This is a genomic window from Methyloversatilis sp. (assembly GCF_030696805.1).
Lineage (GTDB): Bacteria > Pseudomonadota > Gammaproteobacteria > Burkholderiales > Rhodocyclaceae > Methyloversatilis.
The window spans coordinates 1-19,800 of the sequence record NZ_JAUYRO010000054.1; the positions used below are offsets into that span (position 1 = coordinate 1).

General features: G+C 64.9%; 17 protein-coding genes and 1 pseudogene. 10 read left to right on the forward strand and 8 right to left on the reverse strand.

The features are described from left to right. From Q8R75_RS10190 to Q8R75_RS10210, 5 genes and pseudogenes are all read left to right on the forward strand, one after another. A pseudogene (locus Q8R75_RS10190) lies at positions 1-190 on the forward strand (PQQ-dependent dehydrogenase, methanol/ethanol family); the annotation flags it as partial. A 72-nt stretch (positions 191-262) separates the two neighbouring features. Next, on the forward strand, positions 263-724 hold the full coding sequence (locus Q8R75_RS10195; protein WP_305615132.1) for a cytochrome c: 462 nt from the start codon (positions 263-265) through the stop codon (positions 722-724). Positions 725-851: 127 nt separating this feature from the next. Continuing rightward, positions 852-1,721, forward strand: a complete 870-nt coding sequence (locus tag Q8R75_RS10200; protein WP_305615134.1) for a quinoprotein dehydrogenase-associated putative ABC transporter substrate-binding protein — start codon at positions 852-854, stop codon at positions 1,719-1,721. Between the two features lie 14 nt (positions 1,722-1,735). Then, the gene (locus Q8R75_RS10205) at positions 1,736-2,785 is read left to right on the forward strand and encodes a trypsin-like peptidase domain-containing protein (RefSeq protein WP_305615137.1); all 1,050 of its coding nucleotides are present in this window, start codon (positions 1,736-1,738) and stop codon (positions 2,783-2,785) included. Between the two features lie 56 nt (positions 2,786-2,841). After that, positions 2,842-3,525, forward strand: a complete 684-nt coding sequence (locus tag Q8R75_RS10210) for a hypothetical protein (RefSeq protein ID WP_305615138.1) — start codon at positions 2,842-2,844, stop codon at positions 3,523-3,525. Between the two features lie 27 nt (positions 3,526-3,552). Here Q8R75_RS10210 and Q8R75_RS10215 read toward each other — a convergent pair whose 3' ends face one another. Both Q8R75_RS10215 and Q8R75_RS10220 read right to left on the reverse strand, forming a co-directional pair. Beyond that, the gene (locus tag Q8R75_RS10215) at positions 3,553-5,637 is read right to left on the reverse strand and encodes an EAL domain-containing protein (RefSeq protein ID WP_305615140.1); all 2,085 of its coding nucleotides are present in this window, start codon (positions 5,635-5,637) and stop codon (positions 3,553-3,555) included. Continuing rightward, positions 5,634-6,080, reverse strand: coding sequence for an Hpt domain-containing protein (locus Q8R75_RS10220; RefSeq protein ID WP_305615142.1), 447 nt, complete (start codon positions 6,078-6,080; stop codon positions 5,634-5,636). The genes Q8R75_RS10215 and Q8R75_RS10220 overlap by 4 nt, the downstream gene beginning before the upstream one ends. A 201-nt stretch (positions 6,081-6,281) precedes the next feature. On the opposite strand from Q8R75_RS10220, the gene Q8R75_RS10225 reads away from it, so the two are divergent. From Q8R75_RS10225 to Q8R75_RS10240, 4 genes are read left to right on the forward strand one after another with little or no spacing between them, the layout of a single operon-like run. After that, positions 6,282-8,357: a M3 family metallopeptidase gene (locus Q8R75_RS10225; protein ID WP_305615144.1), complete on the forward strand. Its 2,076-nt coding sequence runs from the start codon at positions 6,282-6,284 to the stop codon at positions 8,355-8,357. A gap of 50 nt (positions 8,358-8,407) precedes the next feature. Beyond that, the gene (locus Q8R75_RS10230) at positions 8,408-8,983 is read left to right on the forward strand and encodes a glutaredoxin family protein (protein ID WP_305615146.1); all 576 of its coding nucleotides are present in this window, start codon (positions 8,408-8,410) and stop codon (positions 8,981-8,983) included. Positions 8,984-8,994: 11 nt separating this feature from the next. Next, positions 8,995-9,753: an exodeoxyribonuclease III gene (xth, locus tag Q8R75_RS10235; protein ID WP_305615200.1), complete on the forward strand. Its 759-nt coding sequence runs from the start codon at positions 8,995-8,997 to the stop codon at positions 9,751-9,753. Beyond that, the gene (locus tag Q8R75_RS10240; RefSeq protein WP_305615148.1) at positions 9,750-10,427 is read left to right on the forward strand and encodes a Crp/Fnr family transcriptional regulator; all 678 of its coding nucleotides are present in this window, start codon (positions 9,750-9,752) and stop codon (positions 10,425-10,427) included. Before xth ends, Q8R75_RS10240 begins: the two co-directional genes overlap by 4 nt. A gap of 98 nt (positions 10,428-10,525) precedes the next feature. Here Q8R75_RS10240 and Q8R75_RS10245 read toward each other — a convergent pair whose 3' ends face one another. From Q8R75_RS10245 to Q8R75_RS10265, 5 genes are read right to left on the reverse strand one after another with little or no spacing between them, the layout of a single operon-like run. Beyond that, the gene (locus Q8R75_RS10245) at positions 10,526-10,810 is read right to left on the reverse strand and encodes a hypothetical protein (RefSeq protein WP_305627337.1); all 285 of its coding nucleotides are present in this window, start codon (positions 10,808-10,810) and stop codon (positions 10,526-10,528) included. A gap of 18 nt (positions 10,811-10,828) precedes the next feature. After that, positions 10,829-11,122, reverse strand: a complete 294-nt coding sequence (locus Q8R75_RS10250) for a contact-dependent growth inhibition system immunity protein (RefSeq protein ID WP_305615150.1) — start codon at positions 11,120-11,122, stop codon at positions 10,829-10,831. Further along, positions 11,115-16,142: an RNase A-like domain-containing protein gene (locus Q8R75_RS10255; RefSeq protein WP_305663648.1), complete on the reverse strand. Its 5,028-nt coding sequence runs from the start codon at positions 16,140-16,142 to the stop codon at positions 11,115-11,117. Before Q8R75_RS10255 ends, Q8R75_RS10250 begins: the two co-directional genes overlap by 8 nt. Positions 16,143-16,154: 12 nt before the next feature. Continuing rightward, positions 16,155-16,973 (reverse strand): peptidylprolyl isomerase, encoded by an 819-nt coding sequence (locus Q8R75_RS10260; RefSeq protein ID WP_305615153.1) that lies wholly within the window; start codon positions 16,971-16,973, stop codon positions 16,155-16,157. Further along, positions 16,970-18,595, reverse strand: a complete 1,626-nt coding sequence (locus Q8R75_RS10265) for a ShlB/FhaC/HecB family hemolysin secretion/activation protein (protein ID WP_305615155.1) — start codon at positions 18,593-18,595, stop codon at positions 16,970-16,972. Before Q8R75_RS10265 ends, Q8R75_RS10260 begins: the two co-directional genes overlap by 4 nt. Positions 18,596-18,787: 192 nt before the next feature. On the opposite strand from Q8R75_RS10265, the gene Q8R75_RS10270 reads away from it, so the two are divergent. Further along, entirely contained in the window at positions 18,788-18,985 is a 198-nt protein-coding gene (locus Q8R75_RS10270) for a DUF2892 domain-containing protein (RefSeq protein WP_305615157.1), read from the forward strand. Between the two features lie 5 nt (positions 18,986-18,990). On the opposite strand, the gene rsmA is transcribed toward Q8R75_RS10270, so the two are convergent. Further along, a complete protein-coding gene (rsmA, locus tag Q8R75_RS10275; protein WP_305615159.1) occupies positions 18,991-19,800 on the reverse strand; it encodes a 16S rRNA (adenine(1518)-N(6)/adenine(1519)-N(6))-dimethyltransferase RsmA in 810 nt (269 codons plus the stop codon).

The window sequence follows — 19,800 nt, forward strand, 5'->3', positions numbered from 1 at the left end:
CGTGACGACCTGGGAATTCAAGGGCAAGCAGTACATCGGTATCCTGTCGGGTATCGGCGGCTGGGCCGGCATCGGCCTCGCAGCCGGTCTCGAAAAGCCGACCGATGGTCTGGGCGCCGTGGGTGGTTACGCCGAACTCTCAAGCTACACCGAGCTGGGCGGCACGATGACTGTCTTCGCACTGCCGTAATCGTGCGTTGAGCGGAAAGCGCAGAGTGCGCTTTCCGCAAAGTCCCCGGACTGGCACTGTGCGGAAACGCCGGTGCCAGTCTTTTTTTGTCCGCAAAATGCTCGCGATCGGTGTCATGAGCGTCCGGCAAACCAGGGGAGAATGATGAAAATGCAGTTCATGCAGGCAGTCGTGCTGACGCTGATGACTTCGGCTCACATGGCGATGGCACAAACCACGCCCTATCAGGTGCAGGGCGGAAACAAGGTGGATGACGCCACGCTGGCAGGCTGGCGCGCGTGGCGGAACGCGGCATGCGAACGCTGCCATGGCCCGAATCAGGAGGGCATGGTGGGGCCATCTCTGATCGTCAGCCTCAAGACACTTGGACGCGACGACTTCAAGACGGTCGTGACAAAGGGTCGCGTGGACCGCGGCATGCCGAACTTTGATGGGTCAAGGCAGGTCATGGACAATCTCGACGGTCTGTACGGTTACTTGAAGGGTCGTTCCGATGGAGCGATCCGGCCCGGCCGCATCGAAAAGATGGACTGAGCGAAAACAAAACCGCGGCCGCACTGTCACACCGGCTCTCGGTGGTACGCACGGGACAAGAATTCAAGCAGAACCCAGGGCTTTGTTGCCCAGCAAGGGTTCATTCATCCGGAGGAGACCTGAAACAATGAAACATTCCCTGATCGCTGCTGCCTTCCTGCTGGGCACCGGACTTGCTGCACCGGCGCTGCAGGCGCAGGAAACCGGCGACGACAAGGTGCTGCGCGTCTGCGCAGACCCGAACAACCTGCCGCTGTCGAACGACAAGGGTGAAGGTTTCGAGAACAAGATTGCCGAGTTGCTGGCCAAGGACATGGGCTACGCGCTCGAGTACACCTACTTCCCGCACCGCATGGGTTTCATCCGGATGACCCTGAAGGCCAAGCACGAAAAGCTGCCCGGCCGCTACAAATGCGACCTGATCATCGGGGTGCCCGTCGGCTTCGACATGGGCGCTACGATCAAGCCTTATTTCCGCTCGACCTACGCCATGGTGTTCAAGAAGGGCATCGGTCTGGACGAGGTGAAGGTGCCGGACGACCTGCTCAAGCTGCCGCCCGAAAAACTCAGGTCATTGAAGTTCGGCGTGTTTTCGCAGACGCCGCCGGTGGACTGGCTGCTGCGCAACAAGCTGTTCGACCAGGCGATTTCCTATCAGCGCCAGTCCGGCGACCCCGGTGCCTACCCGGGTGAAATCGTCGAGAAGGATCTGGTCGCCGGCAAGGTCGATGTCGCGATGGCTTGGGGTCCGATCGCGGGCTACTTCGGTCGCAACGCGAAGGCCGGTGATCTGGTCACCATCGGTTTCCCGCCGGAAAACACGGTGAAGTTCGATTACGCAATCACGATGGCGGTGCGCTACGGCGAGAAAGACTGGAAGAACAAGATCGAAGAAACGGTGCAGCGCAACCTTCCCGGCATCCAGGCCATCCTGACCTCGTACGGCGTCCCGCTGATCGCCGAGTCGCAGGCCAGCCAGACGGCTGCCGACCGCTGACCACCGCGACCGCCATGTCGGGCCACCTCCAGCCTGCCGCTGCCTGCCTGCTGACGCTTGCGTTGTGGTCGTTTCCGGCCACAGCGCTGGACCAGCAGGACATCGCGGCGCTGATCAAGCTGCGACCTAGCGTATTGAAGGTTGAAGCGTCGGACGCCGGCGGTAATGTGTCGGTCGGCACCGGTGTGGCGGTCGGCCCGGGCATCATCGCCACCGCCTGTCATGTGACCGCCCGCGCAACGACCATCCGCGTGGTCAGCAACGGCGAACGCATGCAGGTCAGTTCGCAGCGAGCGCAGGTCGGGCGCGACCTGTGTCTGCTTGATGTACCCGGCGCCTCCCAGGTTCCGGTGGTCGAGCTGCGCAGCACGCCGCTCAAGCCGGGCGAGGAACTGGTCGCGCTGGGCTACATCCTTGGCGTGGCGCCCCGCGTGAGCAGCGGGTTGGTACTGCAGCTGCATCCGCACGACGGCGCGAGCGTCATCCAGAGCACCACGCCCTTCACGTCGGGGGCCAGTGGCGGCGGCCTGTTCGATCGCGAGCACCGGCTGGTGGGCGTGATGACCTTCAAGTTCCGCAGCGGCACCGACAACCAGTTTTCGTTGCCGGTCGCCTGGATCCGCGAAGGGATGGCGCTGCCTGTCGGCGCCGATGTCGCGCCGCTGAGCGGTCAGGCCTTCTGGAGCGAAAGCGAAGCCGCCCTGCCGGCTTTCCTGCAGACGTTGCGCCTGCAGACCGAAGCACGCTGGGGCGAACTGGAATCGCGCGCCCGCCTCTGGATTGCCAGCAATGCTGCCGATGCGTCGGCCTGGCATGCGCTGGGTCGTTCGCAGGTCAAGCAGGGTCGCGCGGTGGATGGCATCGCTGCACTCGAGCGCGCCAATGCGCTCGACGCCGACAACCCGGTCTTCCTGACCGATCTCGCCACTGCCCAGCTCGGCCAGCGTGACCAAGCCGGCTACACCCGGACGCGGGCGCGGCTCGCCGAGCTTTCACCGGGCGCGCTGAGCCTGCTCGACCAGCGGCTGCAAAGCTGTGCCGTCAAGTCCGAGACTGAATGCTGAATACAACCCCGCCGGACACGAAGAGGTCCGCTTATCCATCACGAGGAGTCACCTCCATGATCAAGCACATCAAGCTTTCTGCGCTGCTGCTGGCGCTGGCTATTGCAGCCGGCAACACCCATGCCGAACCGAGCGACGAAATCACCGAAGCCGAGAAACAGCTGTTCATGAGTGACCAGCTGTCGTCACTGAAGGCGCCCACCACGCTGAGTTACACATTCAAGCGCAGCGGCAGTCTGGAAAAGCCGTTCGAGGACAAGGTGGAGGTGCGCATCAGCGAAGAGGCTGGCACGCGCAAGGTCAATACGGCCTGTCTCAGCGGCACCAACAAGAAGGAAATGCCCGAGGTCGATGGCGGCCTGAGCAATCCGGCACTGATGTGCTTCCTCGAACGCGACATCGCCGAAATGGAACGACTGACCGGCGGCAAGGCGGCCTACTTCCGCAAGCGCATCCGTCTGGCGCTGTCGGAAGGCCCGACTGCCAAGCCGGTCAAGGTGAGCTTCGGCGGCAAGACCGTCGATGCGCGGGAATACCGCATCACGCCCTACAGCAACGACCCGAACAAGCAGAAGTTTCCGAAGTATGTCGGCAAGACCTACATATTCGTGCTGTCCGATGCGGTACCGGGCGGCATCTACCGGGTCGACAGCCAGATTCCCGATCTGAGCAAGCCGGACGGCAACGCGGTGCTGATCGAGGACGACATGATGTTGGCTGGCAGCGGCATCAAAGGCTGACCGCATGCGGCGGATCGGGTGACCGGATCAGCGGGCCGCCTCGATCTGTCGCATGAAGTCTTCCGCCGGCAAGGGTCGGGAAAACAGATAGCCCTGCATCAGGCTGCATTTGCGTTGCGCGAGAAAGGCCCGCTGCGCCTCGGTCTCGACGCCCTCGGCGACGACACGCAGCCCGAGCGCATGCGCCATGGCGAGAATGGCATCGACAATGGACGCATCGCTCTCGTCGTCCGGCAGGTCCCGCACGAAGCTGCGATCGATCTTCAGCAGATCGATCGGAAACTGCTTCAGCGTCGACAGCGACGAGTAGCCGGTACCGAAATCGTCGATCGACAGCGTCAGTCCGAGCGCCTTCAGCGCAGCCAGCTTTGCCAGCGCACTCTGCGGCTCGTGCATCACGGCGCTTTCGGTCAGTTCCACATGCAGGAAGTGGCTCGACAGCCGGTTCGATTCCAGCGCCTCGACAATCTGCGGCAGCAGCGAGTCGGAACGGAAATTGATGGCTGACAGATTGACTGCGACCGGTACCACCGGCCGGCCCTGATCGCGCCACTGTGCAATCTGCCGGCAGGCTTCCTGCACCACCCATTCACCCAGCGGCACGATGAGACCGGTTTCTTCGGCCACCGGAATGAACTCGACCGGTGACACCGCGCCGCGCTGCGGGTGGCTCCAGCGCAGCAACGCCTCGGCCGACACGATGCGCCCGGTGACTGCATCGACCTGCGGCTGGTAGTGCAGCGCGAACTGGCCACCCTCGAGTGCGTGTGCCATGTCCTGCTCCAGCGACAAGCGCTCGATTGCCCGCTGCTGCATGGTTTCGGTGAAGAATTCGAAGGTATTGCGGCCGCGCTGCTTGGCGGCATACATCGCCATGTCCGCATGGCGAAGCAGGGTTTCGGCGTCGTCGCCGTTCTCCGGGAACAGCGCGATGCCGACCGACGCTGTCACCACCAGCTCGACGTGATCCATATGAATTGACTGCCCCAGTTCCTGGCAGATACGGGCCGCCACGCGGGCGGCATCTTCGGTGTGCGCCAGATCGGTCAGCAGCACGGTGAATTCGTCACCGCCCAGCCGCGCGACAACTTCGTCCGGCTGCAGGCCCTCGCGCCCGACGAAGTCGGCCGAACGCACCGACCCGAGGAGGCGGCTCGCCACTTCGCGCAGTATCTGGTCGCCCAGCGTGTGGCCAAAGCTGTCGTTGATGCGCTTGAGGCGGTCGAGATCGAGATAAAGCAAGGCGCAGCGCTTGCCCAGTCGGCGCGAGCGGGCGAGCGTATGGTCGAGCATTTCGCGGAACATCTGACGATTGGCCAGACCGGTCAGACTGTCATGGTAGGCAAGAAAGCGGATGCGCTGCTCGGCCAGTTCGCGCTCGGTCACGTCCTGGGTCACGCCTTCGATGCGCACCACGCGGCCGAATTCGTCGCGCACCGGCAGCGCCTGTTCGAACAGCGTCACCAGCGAGCCGTCGGCACGCTGCACGCGGAAACTCATCTGATAGGGCACACCTTCGCGGGCGCGCTCCATTGAGGCATGCAGATGCTGCCGATCCGGACTGAGCACGCGTGACAGCAGGCCGAACGGAACCTGCTGGGCCGCCGCGCGCGTATCGCCCCACAGGTCGAGACAGATGGCACTGCGCTCGCAGCGGTCTTCCTCGACATGCCAGATCCAGCCGCCCAGCCTCGCCACGCGCTGCGCCACCGCGAGCCGGCGTTCCGACACTTCGAGTTCCATCACCGTGCTGGCCGCCCGCAGTGCATAGCGAACGCGATAGACCAGCAGCGTCCAGTTCAGCGGTTTGGTAACGAAATCGGTCGCGCCGAGCGAATAGGCACTGTCGATCGATACCGTGTCGTCCATGCCGGTCAGCATGATGACCGGCAGGCGCCGCCCGTGCGCCCGCTCGCGGATGCGCCGGCACACCTCGAAGCCGTCCATGCCGCTCATGTTCACGTCAAGCAGCACCAGCGAAAACCCGTGGCTGTCGAACAGCTCGAGTGCCTGCTCGCCGCTGGCAGCGTCCATCACTTCAAAGCCGGCGCTGATCAGCGCTTCGGTCGCCATCAGGCGCACCATCACGTCATCGTCGACCAGAAGAATCATGAGCGTACACCCGGGTCGCCGCAGGAGGGATCGTCCAGCGCGCCGAAAGCAGCCAGTGTCTGCTGCACGGCCTGTTCGAGTCGCAACCGCATCTGCCCGTCGAAGGCGACGCGACCGTCACGTGCGGCATTTTCCATGCCGCTGGCGAGATTGCTTATATATATGGCACCGAGCGCGCCGCTCGAACTTTTCAGCCGGTGTGCCGCCAGACGCAGCGCGTGGGGGTCACCCGCTGCAGCGGCATCACGCAGTGCATCGATGATCGCTGCCGCTTCATTGCGCCAGGTCGCCAGCACGCGCGTGCGCAGACCGGCGCGGTTCTCGCGCATGCCGGGAACGCTGAACAGGATGCGCAGGTCGAGCATGGCATCGGCGTCGGGCACGGGCACGGGCACGGGCACGGCGGCGAAATCGTCCTGCTGAGGGGGAATCCGCACATTCATCTGACAAACTTTCGATAGCAAGCAGCTCGGACGCAACTTGATTCCGCGCTGCGTGTCCTGCAACTGCGGGAGGGAACATCGCTTTCCACACCTCGTTTTCGGCGGTCCGGGATGCAACTTGAGCCTGTGTCGCCGGGCGCCGGGCTAGAATCGATCTCACCCCGTCAATCACATGACTGACCGCAACGCTTCCGGAACCCCATGAACACGAACCCGCTGCTCGATTTTTCCGCCCTGCCCCGTTTCGACCTCATCCAGCCGGAGCACGTTGCACCGGCCATCACCGACCTGCTGAGCCGCTATCAGGCGCTGATCGACGAGTTGATCGCGCGCCCCGAAGCCCCGACCTGGGACGGTTTCGCGGCGCCGATCACCGACATGGGCGAGCAGCTGGGCCGCGCGTGGGGCGTGGTCGGCCACCTGCACGGCGTGAATGACGTGCCGGCCTGGCGCGAGGCGTACAACGCATCGCTGCCCGACATCACCCGCTTCTACAGCTCGCTCGGCCAGAACCTCGCACTGTTCGCGAAGTACCGCGCGCTGCACGATTCGCCCGAATACGCGACGCTGTCGCCGGCGCGCCAGCGCATTCTCGACAACGAGGTGCGCGATTTCCGCCTGTCCGGCGCCGAGCTGCCCGAAGAACTCAAGCCGCGCTTCAAGGAGATCCAGGAAGAACTGGCGTCGCTGTCGGCGAAGTTTTCGGAAAACCTGCTCGATGCGACCAATGCCTTCGCCGAATACGTGACCGACGAGGCGCTGCTGGCCGGCCTGCCCGAGGACAGCGTCGAAGCGGCCCGCGAGGCGGCGCAGCGCGACGACCGCGACGGCTGGAAATTCACGCTGCACATGCCGTCCTATCTGCCGGTGATGCAGTACGCCGAAAACCGCGACCTGCGCGCGCGCATGTACCGCGCCAACGCGACCCGCGCGTCCGAATTCGGCGATATGGCGCGCGACAACACGGCGCTGATCGACCGCATCCTGTCGCTGCGCGCCGAAGAATCGAAAATGCTCGGCTTCGAAAGTTTCGCCGAACTGTCCATGGTGCCGAAAATGGCCGACACGCCGGCCCAGGTCACCGCCTTCCTGCGCGACCTGGGTGCGCGCGCCAAGCCGCACGGCAAACGCGACCTTGACGAGCTGCGCGCGTTCGCGCGCAACGAATTCGGCCTCGACGAACTGCAGTCCTGGGACATGACCTGGGTGTCGGAAAAGCTGCGCAGTCACCGCTACAACTTTTCCGAACACGAGGTGAAGCTGTACTTTCCGGAGCACAAGGTGCTCGAAGGCCTGTTCCGCGTCATCGAAGGGCTGTACGGCGTGACCATCAAGCCCGACACGGCGCCGGTCTGGCATGCGGACGTGCGGTTCTTCCGCATCGAACGTGCCGGTGCCGGGGGCGACGAACTGGTGGGACAGTTCTACCTCGACCTGTACGCGCGCGACACCAAGCGCGGCGGCGCCTGGATGGACGAAGCCATCACGCGGCGGCGCGTCGCCTCGGGCGTGCAGACGCCGGTGGCCTACCTGAACTGCAATTTCCCGTCGCCGGTCGGCGAAAAGGACGGCAAGCCGAAGCCGGCCACCTTCACACACGACGACGTAATCACGCTGTTCCACGAATCGGGTCACGGCCTGCACCATGTGCTGACGCGGGTCGATGATCTCGCGGTGTCAGGCATCCACGGCGTCGAATGGGACGCGGTCGAACTGCCGAGCCAGTTCATGGAGAATTTCTGCTGGGAGTGGGACGTTCTGAGCGGCATGACCGCGCACGTCGACACCGGCGAGCCGCTGCCGCGCGCGCTGTTCGACAAGATGATCGCCGCAAAGAATTTCCAGAGCGGCCTGCAGACGCTGCGCCAGGTCGAGTTTTCGCTGTTCGATCTGCGCCTGCACGATGAATTCGTGCCGGGCGGCGAACAGACCATGCTGCAGTTGCTCGACGAGGTACGCGACGAAATCGCCGTCGTGCGCCCGCCGGCCTGGAACCGCTTCCCGCAAAGCTTCAGCCACATCTTCGCCGGCGGTTACGCTGCGGGCTACTACAGCTACAAGTGGGCCGAGGTGCTGTCGGCCGACGCCTTCGAAGCGTTCGAAGAGGCGCGTGAGCAGTCCGGCAGCGTGCTCGACACCCGGACCGGTCGCCGCTTCTGGGACGAAATCCTCGCCGTTGGGGGCTCGCGCCCGGCGCTCGAATCGTTCAAGGCGTTCCGCGGCCGCGAACCGCGCCCCGACGCCCTGCTGCGCCACAGCGGCATGGTGGCGGCCTGATTGACGCCCCGACTACTCATCCGCCCGCCGATCCAACAGGGAGCCTCTCGATGACGAATCTGCGCATGCTGCTTTGCGTGTCGATCGCCGGCACATTGCTCACCGGCCCGGTCTGGGCTCAGACCTACAAGTGGAAGGACGCCCAGGGCAACACGCACTACAGCGGCACCCCGCCACCGCCCGACGCCCGTTCGGCCACCGAAAAGAAGCTGCAGCCCAGCGTCGTCGAGCAGGGCGCGAGCTACGCCGAGCGTGAAGCGACGCGCACGGCACCGGTCACGCTCTGGCTCGGCAACGAATGCGATGCGCTGTGCGAATCGGCGCTCGCCTTCCTGAAGAACCGCGGCATCGCCTATACCGAACAGCGCATCATCACCGACGAGCAGAAACAGGCCTTCGTAAAGCGCTTCAATCTGCAGGAGGCGCGCGTGCCGGCGATCAACGCCGGCAAGGACCACCTCATCGGCTTCCGGGCCGACGCCTGGACGACGCTGCTTAACCGCGCCGGTTACCCGGCCAAGGGCACGGCCAGGGTCGCACCCAAGGCGCCGGCCGCCGCGCCTGGCTCCGCCAACGCCGATGCCGAACCGGCTGATGACGGCAACTGGCAGCCCGCCGAACGTTGATGGAGACCGGTTTGAAGATCGCCTGCTGGAACGTCAATTCGCTGAAAGTCCGCCTGCCCCACCTGACCGACTGGCTCGCCGCCGAGCAGCCTGACGTGGTGTGCCTGCAGGAAACCAAGACCGAAGACGCCACCTATCCGCGCGCCGACCTGGAGGCGGTGGGCTACCACAGCGCGATCAGCGGCCAGAAAACCTACAACGGTGTGGCCATCCTGACGAAGCAGCCGGCCGAAGACGTGCAGGCCGGCATCCCCGGCTTCGACGACGAACAGCGGCGCGTCATCGCCGCCACCGTCGCCGGCGTGCGCGTGGTGTGCGCCTACTTCCCGAACGGCCAGGCCGTGGGCTCGGACAAGTTCGAATACAAGATGCGCTGGCTCGCGGCGCTCACCGCCTGGCTGCGCGACGAACTGACCCGCCACCCGCAGCTCGCCCTGCTCGGCGACTACAACATCGCACCCGAGCCGCGCGACGCGCACCCGGACTGGAAAGACGAAATCCACGTGTCGCCGCCCGAGCGCGCCGCCTTCGCCGGCCTGCAGGCACTCGGCCTCACCGACGCCTTCCGTCTGTTCGATCAGCCGGAAAAGAGCTGGTCATGGTGGGACTACCGCGCCGGCGCCTTCCGCCGCAACTTCGGCCTGCGCATCGACCACATCCTGCTGTCGGCCCCGCTGGCCGCCCGCTGCACCGCCTGCGTCGTCGACAAGGCGCCGCGCAAGCTGGAGCGCCCGTCCGACCACGCACCTGTCATCGCCACACTGTCGTGAGCACGCCTGCACCCAGCAGCACCGCTGGCGCACTGACCGCGCTCTATCCGCTGCTGTCCGGCCTGTCGGCCGCGGCGCGCCAGCGCATCGAAACCGAAGGCCGGCTGCTCGACGTGCCGGCCGGCACCCGCCTGTTCGACGAGCACCAGCCGTGCACCGGCTTTCCGTTCGTGCTATCGGGTCAGGTCAAAGTGGCCAAGGCTTCGGCCAGCGGGCGCGAACTGCCGCTGTACCGCGTGCATGCGGGGGAGACCTGCGTCATTTCCAGCGCCTGCCTGCTCGGCCACAACGACTACAACGCCTACGGCGTCGCCGAAACCCCGCTCAAGCTTCTGGTGGTGCCGGCCGGCCTGTTCGAAGAACTGCTGGCCGAGCTCGACTTCCGCCGCTTCGTGTTCGGCCTGTTTTCCGAACGCGTCGCCGACCTGATGCAACTGGTCGAAGCCATCGCCTTCCACCGCCTCGACCAGCGCCTCGCCAGCCTGCTGCTCGGCCACGGCAAGACGCTGCACACCACCCACCAGCAACTGGCCGACGAACTCGGCAGCGTGCGCGAAATCGTCACCCGCCTGCTGAAGAGTTTTGCTGATCAGGGACTGGTGTCACTGGGGCGGAATCAGATCGACATTCTTGACGCTGCAGGACTGCGGGGGGTTGCGGCGGAGAAGAAGTGAATGTGGGGCGCCGTGCATCCACGATCCTGTGAGAACGTCATGTCGGGCTCTCAGTCATGAACGGCCATCTCGTGTGCATCAAGTGCGCGCCAAGTAATTTACTTAAGTCCCTGCAAAGGCTCCCAGAGAACTCTTCTTGCATAGGCTTTTGCTTGCTCCTCCGTTTCGGCATCAAACACTTCATAATCACTGTTCGCGAGCAACGCTTTCCAAGAAACACTTGGGTCGCTTAACGCATAGCCCAGTTCCTCTAGAAGCGCTTCCAGTTTTCCGCTTGACTGCGCGGAGCGTCGATAAATGTTGATCGCGGCCGCTTCAGACAGTCCGCTGTCAACGTTGAAAATGGTCTTGAGCATATGCAAGACACTGTCAATTTCGATCACACCTAGCCGTGCCGGAATCTATCCGGCTGCTAGTCGGTCGCTTACCGACTTTAGCCAGTCCCGATATGTCAGCCCGTCAGCACCTACCTCGTAGTAGGAGCCGAGCTTCATAACTGTTGTGCGCAGGTTTTCTTCACTTTCAGCTTCTTCCAGCAGTTGTCCAATTTCTTTCACGACTACCTGTACTTCGTCGCTTGGCCATTCGCGCAGATAGCGTTCAACGACGGCGATTGCCGATTCATCATCACATGGCCAGTCTTGGTGAAAATAGCATCCAAGAAACTCACCCAAATTCGGAAAGTCATCATTCATTGATTGGGAACCCAGTAAGAATGCTATAGCCATCGGGAGCGGAAGAATTGCGGCGCAGAATCAGTCTGAGCCTAGTTGTTTCCGTCGCTTGCATACGAGTTCTGCTGATGGTGATGCCTACCGGTTTCGGCATGGAGAATTCAATCTTCAAATCCGGTTTCTTGCTAGCTAACCATGTCTGAATTTCGGTCTGCCGCGCATCGAGGGCTCCAGAGACGCCCCACTCTGCCGCGGCTCGATCAAAAAAGGATGACGAGCCGGTGATGTTTGGTTCTTTAGCGAGGCGCTTCATAAGAGCTTCCTCAGACTGCCCGACATGCTTGAGTAACAGGTGACCACCGGCACTTTCATGCGCTTGCAGTCCGCCGCCGGGGACTATCCTGCTGAACGCACCTTCACCGGTTGCCGCATCGATTGCATTATCTACGCTCCCATCCGCCCACCGCAGCAGCTTCTGCCCTCCAACCTCGATCACCCGCGCAACATATTGCCCGGCCTTCGTCATCAGCACGGCACCGACGACCAGATCCTCCGGGCCGGGCAGCAACAGCGATGCACCCGCCGCTGACAGCACGATCACCTTGTCGATGTTCTGAGCGGTGATGGCGCCGACGTACTGGCTGCTGCCCTGCGGTGTGAAGGCGTACGCCTCGGGGTCGGGTGCGAAATCGTGGCGCACGATTTCATCGGACAGCGGGCGCGCCATCAGGCGGTCGAACAGGGACAGGTTGTGAGCGATGGCGTCGGCGTTCTGCTGCGCGCCGAGCCACGGGTTTTCGGGGTCCATGTCGCCCGGAAGATGCGCACCCTTGCCAAGTGGCATGGCCTCGGTCATCAGGCGGTAGTAATCGGTACAGAAGCCGGTCGATTCGCAGGCTTCACGCGCGTCCGCCAGCGCACGCTTGTTCGCCTGCGACTTCTGACTGAACTCGGCGTCGACCGCGTTCAGGCACGCCGCGTCTCCGCCACATGCGTTCTTCGCATCGGCGTAGCGATCCTGTTCCTGATGCTTCAGGTAGTTGAAAAGCGTGACGTTCTGCGCCGTCCATGCAGCCGTCACCGGATCGCCGCCGGCCAGTCCGGATGCCGTGCCACCGACCAGCATCGAAAACGCGGTCAGCGCAATCTCCCGGTCAGGACCGCTCAGATCGAGGGCATCGTCGAGCGGCGCTTCCACAAGGGTGGCGGTGATCGCGCCGAGGGCGCCGGAGTACGGGTCGCCGCCGCGGGCGGCGGCGGTCAGTGCGCCGAGCACGCCATGCGCCAGCGTGTGGCCGAGACTGCCCTGCGGGCCGAAGTTGCCATGACCGATCTGGTTGGCCCCCAGTGCGGACGCTTCGTTGATGACGGCATTGAACAGCGCGTTTTCGAAGCCGGCGCCGGTCAGTTCGCCGACGGCGCCGGTGGTCAGTGCGCGGATGGACCAGCGCCCCACGGCTGACTCGATGTGCGCGTTCGCCAAGGCGCCGGTGCCCGCCGTGAGGGCGCCGGCCAGCCCGCTGGTGAGGGCCGAGTCGACATCGATGCGGCCGGTCGCGACGAACTGTCCGATCGCGCTCGACAGTGTCTGCGTGATAGCGGCTGTGGCGACGGTGTTGGCAAGACCGGGCGCCGCCAACGCTGTTGCCGCCGACCAAGCCGGGCCAAAGCTCGTGGCCAGGTTGCCGATGAGACTCGACATCTGCGGGCCGATCAGCATGCTGGCGGTATAGACCGCAATCACACTAACCAGATCGCCGAAGCCGCCACTTTTGCGGAAGCGGTAGCGCAGGTTGTCGCGCGCCTCTTCGTAGCGGTAGGCGTCGCCCAGTTCGGCAGCGATCTGCGTTTCGAAGGCGCGACTCAACGCGCCGGTGTGCGCTGCGTCTTCGCCCAGCACACGGAATTCGCCGGACACCGAATGCACCGAAGACACATTCAGATTCCACACGGCAGCCTGCATGAAGCCGCCGGGCTGCACGGTATCGCCTTCGATGGTCAGCGTGCCGCCACTGACCTTGCGCTTTTCGTAGAAGTAGGCGGACCGCTTGCGGTTGAGTAACTCGTCGGCCGTGATGGTCAGCGCACCATCGGACAGCACGAAGCCGGTGTTGTCGACTCGCTCGCCCGTGAGCTCGATCGCGACGCCGGCATCGAGCTCGCCGCCAGGCACGACGGCCAGCTGTGCCTGCCAGTCGGAGGGCAGATAGACGATGGGGTGCAGTTGGCCGCCGCGTGCGGCGTACCAGAGCACCGGTGCGCCCAGCAGCGACTGCTGAGCCGCCGTCAGATCGGCCCCCATCGCAATGCCGTGTTCGATGGCAAACGCGGCGCCGTTGGCCGCAAGGATGGTGTGCTCCTGCTGTGGTGGCGATTGCCCGGTGAGCACGTCCCATGTCAGGCCGGGCAGTATCCAGCCGCGGCGGGTGGTCGCGAGGAAGGCGTTGCGCAAGGCCGCCGCCTCTTCTGCCGGCGTGAGCGCAAAGGGCAGCGTGCTCGCCAGCCCGGGCGGAAGCAGGCGCATCAGCGCAGCACCGCTGTAGCGGTCCGCGGTCAGGACCGGCAGCAGCGAGCTGCCGTGAATACCGAAAACGGCGACGTCGATCTGCGCAGGCGGGACGGTCGGCTCGGCAGTGCGATGGTAGTAGTCCGCGACGACGTCGAAGCCGTTGCGGATGTCTGCGGCCCGGACGACGATGCTCGCGGCGTGGATGTTGCCGGTATTGACGAAGGACGAAAGCGGGGGAGGCGTGTCGGTCAGGCTGAGCACACCCGTCGACAGCATCCGGGCGAGCGCTTCGGTAAGCGTGCCCGACACGATTGGCGGCAGCGCAGCCGCCGGGCCATCGGGAGCGGGAAGCGTGGGGGTCGTTGAGGGCGGGCTGGCCGGACCGCCATCCGAAACGAAGCTGCCACCCGCCTGGATCACCCCGGGCAGCACGCCCAGTTCGAGCGTGCCGCTGTCGGTGCGCCGCCAGTTGATGTCGGCGACGCAGTCGCTGGTGCATGGTGTTCCGCCAAGCTGCGCGTCGACGTCGATCAGGTAATAGCTCGACGACCAGATGGCGCCGTAGCGACGATCTTCGTTCACGACATCCGGCGCGTCGATGCGGATGTCGCGACCGGCGAGGATGGATGCACCGCGGTTGTGGAAGAAGGTCGTCGCGGCGACCAGATCCCGCCCGACCAGCATCAGTGCGTGTGACGACGGCACTTCGGTGGTCGTCGTGCACAGGCCGGCGTACTCCGTGCGACAGCCGGGATAGAAAGGGTAGTCGAATGAGGCCTGCCGGCTGCCGACCGCGGTTTCATTGCTGATGCCACGCGCGCCGATCAGCAGATCGCGGCCTGCATCGATGACCGACGGATTGATGAAGTGGGCGTTCAGCGCGATCACGACGTCGTGGCCGGCGGTCAGCCGGTCGCGATTCACGTAGGGGTGCCGCGCCACGGCTTCTGCCGGCGTGCCGGCGTCGGACAGCCAGGGGCGATCGATCAGGTGCAGGTTTCGCGTTGCGGTGAAAGACTGCCGGCGCGCACCGTCCAGCCATTGCGCACCCTCGGCGGGGGTGTGGATGAACAGGTCGCGTCCCGCATTCACCTCCCCGGCGAGGTCGATGTTCTCCGGCGCAAGGAAGCCGGGCTGGCCGCGTCGTGTCTGCGACAGGAACACATCGCGCCCGGCCGAGATGTCGCCGCTGTTGTCGATCAGGTTCAGAAACAGGTCGCCAGCTGTATGGATCACGCCGGAATTCGCCAGCGTGACGCCGTCGACTTTTACGGCGTGCTCGCCATGACTACCCGGTAGCCCGACGTCACCCGCTCGGACCTGCACGTTGCCGGACGCTGCATCGATCGATGCGCCGGCGAGAATGACGCCCGTGTTGAGGCCCGTGCCGGGTCCGGCGAACGTCAATGAAGTGCCTGCGTCGATCAGGCCGTCATTGTGGAAGGCGCTCCATCGGTCGGAATTGTCGCCAACGAATCCCAGGCCGATGTCGCGGCCCGCCTCGATGCGCCCGCTGTGGGCGAGCGTGATGCCGGTTGCGAGCAGCGTGACGTCGCGCCCGGCCATGAGCGCGCCCTGCAGCACCGATTCGAATGCACCGATGTTGTACAGCGCGATGTCGCGCCCCGCGGACACGTCGCCGCTCAGTTCGATGTGTCCGCGCGTGGCGATCACCACATCGTCCAGTGCGATCAGCGGCGCGGTGCTGCGCACCCCCAGCTCGCCACCGACCGCGATCAGCTGGATGCTCGCCGCGCTGATGCTCTGGCCGACGTCGATGGAAAACGTCTCGAAATAGTCCGGAAGCTGCGCGTCTGCATTGCCGAGGGCCAGCGTGTCGGCATCGACCCGGGTGCGCCCGGCGATCACTTCGAGCGTCGAGCCGGTCGCAATCCGGCCGGTGTTGCGCAGGGTGTGGGCGATCAGGTCGAGCCGGGTCGCCAGTGCCGACAGTCCGCCGGCACCGATATCGATCCGCCCGCCGGTCACGTCGAAGCTCAGGACGTCGTTCAGTCGCTCGATGCGGCCGGTCGTGAGCTGGACGTGAGGCGTGTTGATGAAGCGGCATCCGTCACAGGTGATGCCGTTCGGGTTGGCAATGACCAGCCGTGCCGCCTGCCCGGCAATTTCCATGCTGCCCAGCAGCAGGCTGGGCTGGCTGCCGCTCACTTCGTTCAGGATGACGCGTGCCGCCGATCCGTTCAGCGCTGCATTCGCCGGCAGCGGTCCGGCCAGCAAACTGCTTGCATCGCCGACCGAATTGTTGAACACCAGACCGTGGCGCGACACATTGAACGTTGTCCAGCGGTTGTGCGAAATGCCCGCCGCATCGGGCGTGGCGACGCCGATCACCGGCACCTCGCCCACCCGGGTCACGACAGCCTGCTGACTTGCCGGGCCCGCCAGGTCGACGATGGCATCGGCACAGACAGGCGATGCATGGGCGAGCATCGCCGTGAGCACGACGCCCGCCCCGCACCACGTCAGCGGGTTGATTGACCGCTGTAGCAACTCCCTGAGTGCGGTGCGCATTCGAAGCAGCCCTCAGTCGCTGACCGTGATGCGGGCGTGCCGCAACAGGTCGACGATCAGTTCGCGCAGCTGCGCCTCGCGCGCCTGCGCGGCCAGCAGACTGCGCAAGGTTTCGCGCACGGTTGCGTAGTCCGGCATCAGCGTCGGGCGTACCGCATCGAGCCGGACGACGGCCCAGCCCTCGTCTGCCTTCAGCGGCGGGCTGACCTGCCCGGGCTGCATGCCCGCCAGTGCCTGCGCGATGCGGATGGGTACGCCGTTTGTCCGGCCATCGATCACTGGTTCGGGAAAGCTGTGCCAGCCGAGTTCGCCACCCTTCGACGTCGAAGCGAAATGCGAGTGTGTGCGCGCCTCGCGTGCGAAATCGGCGCCTGCCGCAATACGTTTTGCCAGTGCACGCAGCGCGTCGGGGTCATTCATCCCGATCACGCTGAAACGGAACTCGCGCTGCCCGAGGCGGGAAACGATGTCGTCGTAGCGTGCCCGGATCGCCTGTTCGCTGACCTCGACCACCGGCACATGGCGATTCACATAGGCCTCGATCAGCGCGTCGCGCGAAGTGTCATCGCACACGCCGGACGCATCACACATTCCACTCGCGCGCACCTTCTGCCACAGCAATTCGCGTGCGATGAGGCGGTGGCGGACGGCATTCGACGTTGCCGCATCGACCGCCATGCCGGTCGACTGCAAGCGGGTGACTTCGGCGTCGAATGCCGCGCGCGGGATATCGATGCCATTGACCTGCGCCACCGGTCTGGCAGTCGAGGCAGCGTGAGTGGTCGGGCTGACCAGCAGTGCCGCCAGACAGAGCCGCAGCAGGGCGTTCATATTTCGAACGACAGCGACAGATGCGCGCGCCAACCGGGCGACGGCAGATCGGTTTCGCGCGCGATGGGTACGCTGACGACGCCTTCCCACAGCATGCCCCGGCCGGCGCCGCGAGCACCGAGGCCAGCGCTGGCCAGCGTATTGCGCCGACCTTCAGACTGCCGAGCGGCGCCATGATCGACATGCACGAAGGGAACGACCGGAAGCCCCGCCGCCCTGAACGCCTGCGGCAGCCTCAGTTCCGAGCGCAGCACGTGACCGGTATCGCCCGACACCGACACTTCGCGGAAGCCTCTGACGCTGGCAAAGCCGCCGAGGTGGATCTGTTCGGCGCCGATCAGGCTTTCGCCGGCACGCTGCGCCGTCAGCTGCACCGCGTATTCGATCTCATCCGACGCACTGCGGACGACGGCACCCGCGGCGATCGCCCACTTGAGGAACTGGCGGTGCGTGTCGCCGCGCGACAGGTCAGGACGGTCATGCGTCGCGCCAAGCAGCGGCAGACCGGCCGACAGTGAGGGTTCGATGAACACTTGCCAGCGCTCGCCGCGCAGGATGTGCATCCAGGCGGCACGGCTGACCGTGCTGTGCTCGGTCTGCAGCGCGACCGATTCGATGTCGCGCGCCAGCCGCGACCGGATCAGCGACACATCGATGACGCTGCGACCGCCGGCCGACGACCACAGCACTCGACTCCAGCCCAGTACCGCGCTGGCCGACCGGCTGGTGACGTTCAGCCCCGCGATGTCGAACGATGCGCGGGAGCCGGAAACGGTCACCGACCACAGGTTGTAGCCATCGGGTACGGACAGCGACGCCAACACGGCGTCACTGCCGGTGCTGTGCAGCAGTGCAAGCTGGAGGTCGTCCAGCCAGCCCAACACATTGCCAGCCCGCGCCGTGACGCGCAGGCGCTCGCCGCCGGTGGTCGATGAGCCCTGATTGTCGACGCCGAAGGCCATCGACCACGCGCGCCCCTCGTTCAGCACGATATCGAGCAGGCTCGTTCCGGCCGTGTTGCCCGGCAATACGCGAACCTGCGCCTGATACATGCGCAGCCTGTTGATCTGCTGCACCCCCTGTTCGAGCGCCGGCAGCGACAGCGCCTCGCCGACGGCGAACGGGAAGGCACGTGCCAGGGCGGCTGCATCGATGCCCGGTGCGCGCAGCGATTCGATCCGCCCGGGTACCAGCTCGATGACCAGCTCAGCCGCCTGCGCGTCGAGCGACAGCAGACGCGCGCGACTGGTGATCCAGCCCGCTTCGACCAGTTGCGCATCGAGCTGGCGCAGCAGCAGTTCGATCCGCTGGCGTCCGAGTGGCAGCTCGAGAAACGGCACCATCAAGGCATTGACCGATGCGTCCGGGAGCAGCCCGGACGTTTCAATGCGGATAGCGCGGAAGCGCGACGTTGCGCCGGTTTCATCGACGTCGGCCGGATGGCTGTGCAGCGCGGGCTGCGGCTGCGCCGGCATTGGCGTGGGCGCGCGCTTCCAGCGTGCATCGCGCTCCGATGCGCGCCTTTCGTCGATCAACCGGTCAGACGGCTCCGGCGATGCGGCGAGCCCGAACGGCAGGCTGACCAGCAAAACGACCGGAAAGAGACGACAAAAGGCGTGCATCGACAACGCTCCGTTAAATCCTTATGTCATATTACATAATAATTTCCCGGAGTCAAAAACACTCTACAGCCTGGTTAGGTGACCGCGCGGTCGCCGGCCGTGCGCGCGCCAGTCATGTAACTGCAGTCACAGACCGCACCCCGTCCGCGGCGCAATATGAAGTCACCTTTTCAACCCACAGGGAGCTTCATCATGAAATCCAACGTCGGCGGAATCGACAAGATCGCTCGCATCGTCATCGGCCTGGCGCTGATCGCGCTGGCTGCAACCGGCACCGTCGGGGTGTGGGGGTATATCGGTGTTGTGCCGCTGCTCACGGGTCTGTTCAATTTCTGCCCGGCCTACTCGCTTCTGGGCATCAACAGCTGCGGCGTGAAGAAACCAGCCTGAGCGGTTCAGGCGCTGGTGGGCGTGCCTGCGCGGCGATCGCTGATGTGATTCGCGATGCGCACGTAGTCGGCGACACCGAGGGTTTCGCCGCGTCGTGAGGCGTCGATGGCAAGTGCGTCCCAGTCGTTCTGAGACAGCCACTCGCGCAGCGTGTTGCGCAGCGTCTTGCGGCGCTGACCAAAGGCGGCCTTGACGATGTCGGCCATCAACTGCGGATCGCGTGCAGTGAGTTGCTCGACCGGGCGCGGCCGCAGTTGCACGATGGCCGACATCACCTTGGGCATGGGCCGGAACGCGCCGGGCGGCACGTCGAACACGTGCGCGCACTCGAAGCGGTACTGCAGCATGACCGACAGGCGGCCGAATGCTTCGGTGTCGGGCGCGGCCACGATGCGGTCCACCACTTCCTTCTGCAGCATGAAGGTGAGGTCGGTCACGCAGGTCGCGTGATCGGCGAGGTGGAACAGCAGCGGGCTGGAAATGTTGTACGGCAGGTTGCCGACCACGCGCAGCGCTGACCCGAGCTCGACGCTCAGGGCGCCGAAGTCGAACTTGAGCGCGTCCTGTTCGTGGATCACCAGCCGGTCCGCCAGATCGCCCTCGCGCAGCCGCGCCGCCAGATCGCGGTCGATTTCGATCACGTGCAGGCGGTCCAGCTGTGCCGCCAGCGGGCGCGTCATGGCACCCAGACCGGGGCCGATCTCGACCATGGCCTGTGCCGGCTTCGGGTCGATGGCGGCGACGATGTTGCGGATGATGTTGCCATCGACCAGGAAATTCTGGCCGAAGCGTTTTCGGGCGCGGTGTTCTTCCAT

Excerpts from the sequence above, each read along its gene's own strand:
- Q8R75_RS10200 (WP_305615134.1), top strand. The coding sequence starts at position 852 with ATGAAACATTCCCTGATCGCTGCTGCCTTCCTGCTGGGCACCGGACTT.
- Q8R75_RS10205 (WP_305615137.1), top strand. The coding sequence starts at position 1,736 with ATGTCGGGCCACCTCCAGCCTGCCGCTGCCTGCCTGCTGACGCTTGCG.
- Q8R75_RS10210 (WP_305615138.1), top strand. The coding sequence starts at position 2,842 with ATGATCAAGCACATCAAGCTTTCTGCGCTGCTGCTGGCGCTGGCTATT.
- Q8R75_RS10215 (WP_305615140.1), bottom strand. The coding sequence starts at position 5,637 with ATGATTCTTCTGGTCGACGATGACGTGATGGTGCGCCTGATGGCGACC.
- Q8R75_RS10220 (WP_305615142.1), bottom strand. The coding sequence starts at position 6,080 with ATGAATGTGCGGATTCCCCCTCAGCAGGACGATTTCGCCGCCGTGCCC.
- Q8R75_RS10225 (WP_305615144.1), top strand. The coding sequence starts at position 6,282 with ATGAACACGAACCCGCTGCTCGATTTTTCCGCCCTGCCCCGTTTCGAC.
- Q8R75_RS10230 (WP_305615146.1), top strand. The coding sequence starts at position 8,408 with ATGACGAATCTGCGCATGCTGCTTTGCGTGTCGATCGCCGGCACATTG.
- Q8R75_RS10250 (WP_305615150.1), bottom strand. The coding sequence starts at position 11,122 with ATGAATGATGACTTTCCGAATTTGGGTGAGTTTCTTGGATGCTATTTT.
- Q8R75_RS10255 (WP_305663648.1), bottom strand. The coding sequence starts at position 16,142 with ATGCGCACCGCACTCAGGGAGTTGCTACAGCGGTCAATCAACCCGCTG.
- Q8R75_RS10260 (WP_305615153.1), bottom strand. The coding sequence starts at position 16,973 with ATGAACGCCCTGCTGCGGCTCTGTCTGGCGGCACTGCTGGTCAGCCCG.
- Q8R75_RS10265 (WP_305615155.1), bottom strand. The coding sequence starts at position 18,595 with ATGCACGCCTTTTGTCGTCTCTTTCCGGTCGTTTTGCTGGTCAGCCTG.
- Q8R75_RS10270 (WP_305615157.1), top strand. The coding sequence starts at position 18,788 with ATGAAATCCAACGTCGGCGGAATCGACAAGATCGCTCGCATCGTCATC.
- rsmA (WP_305615159.1), bottom strand. The coding sequence starts at position 19,800 with ATGGAAGAACACCGCGCCCGAAAACGCTTCGGCCAGAATTTCCTGGTC.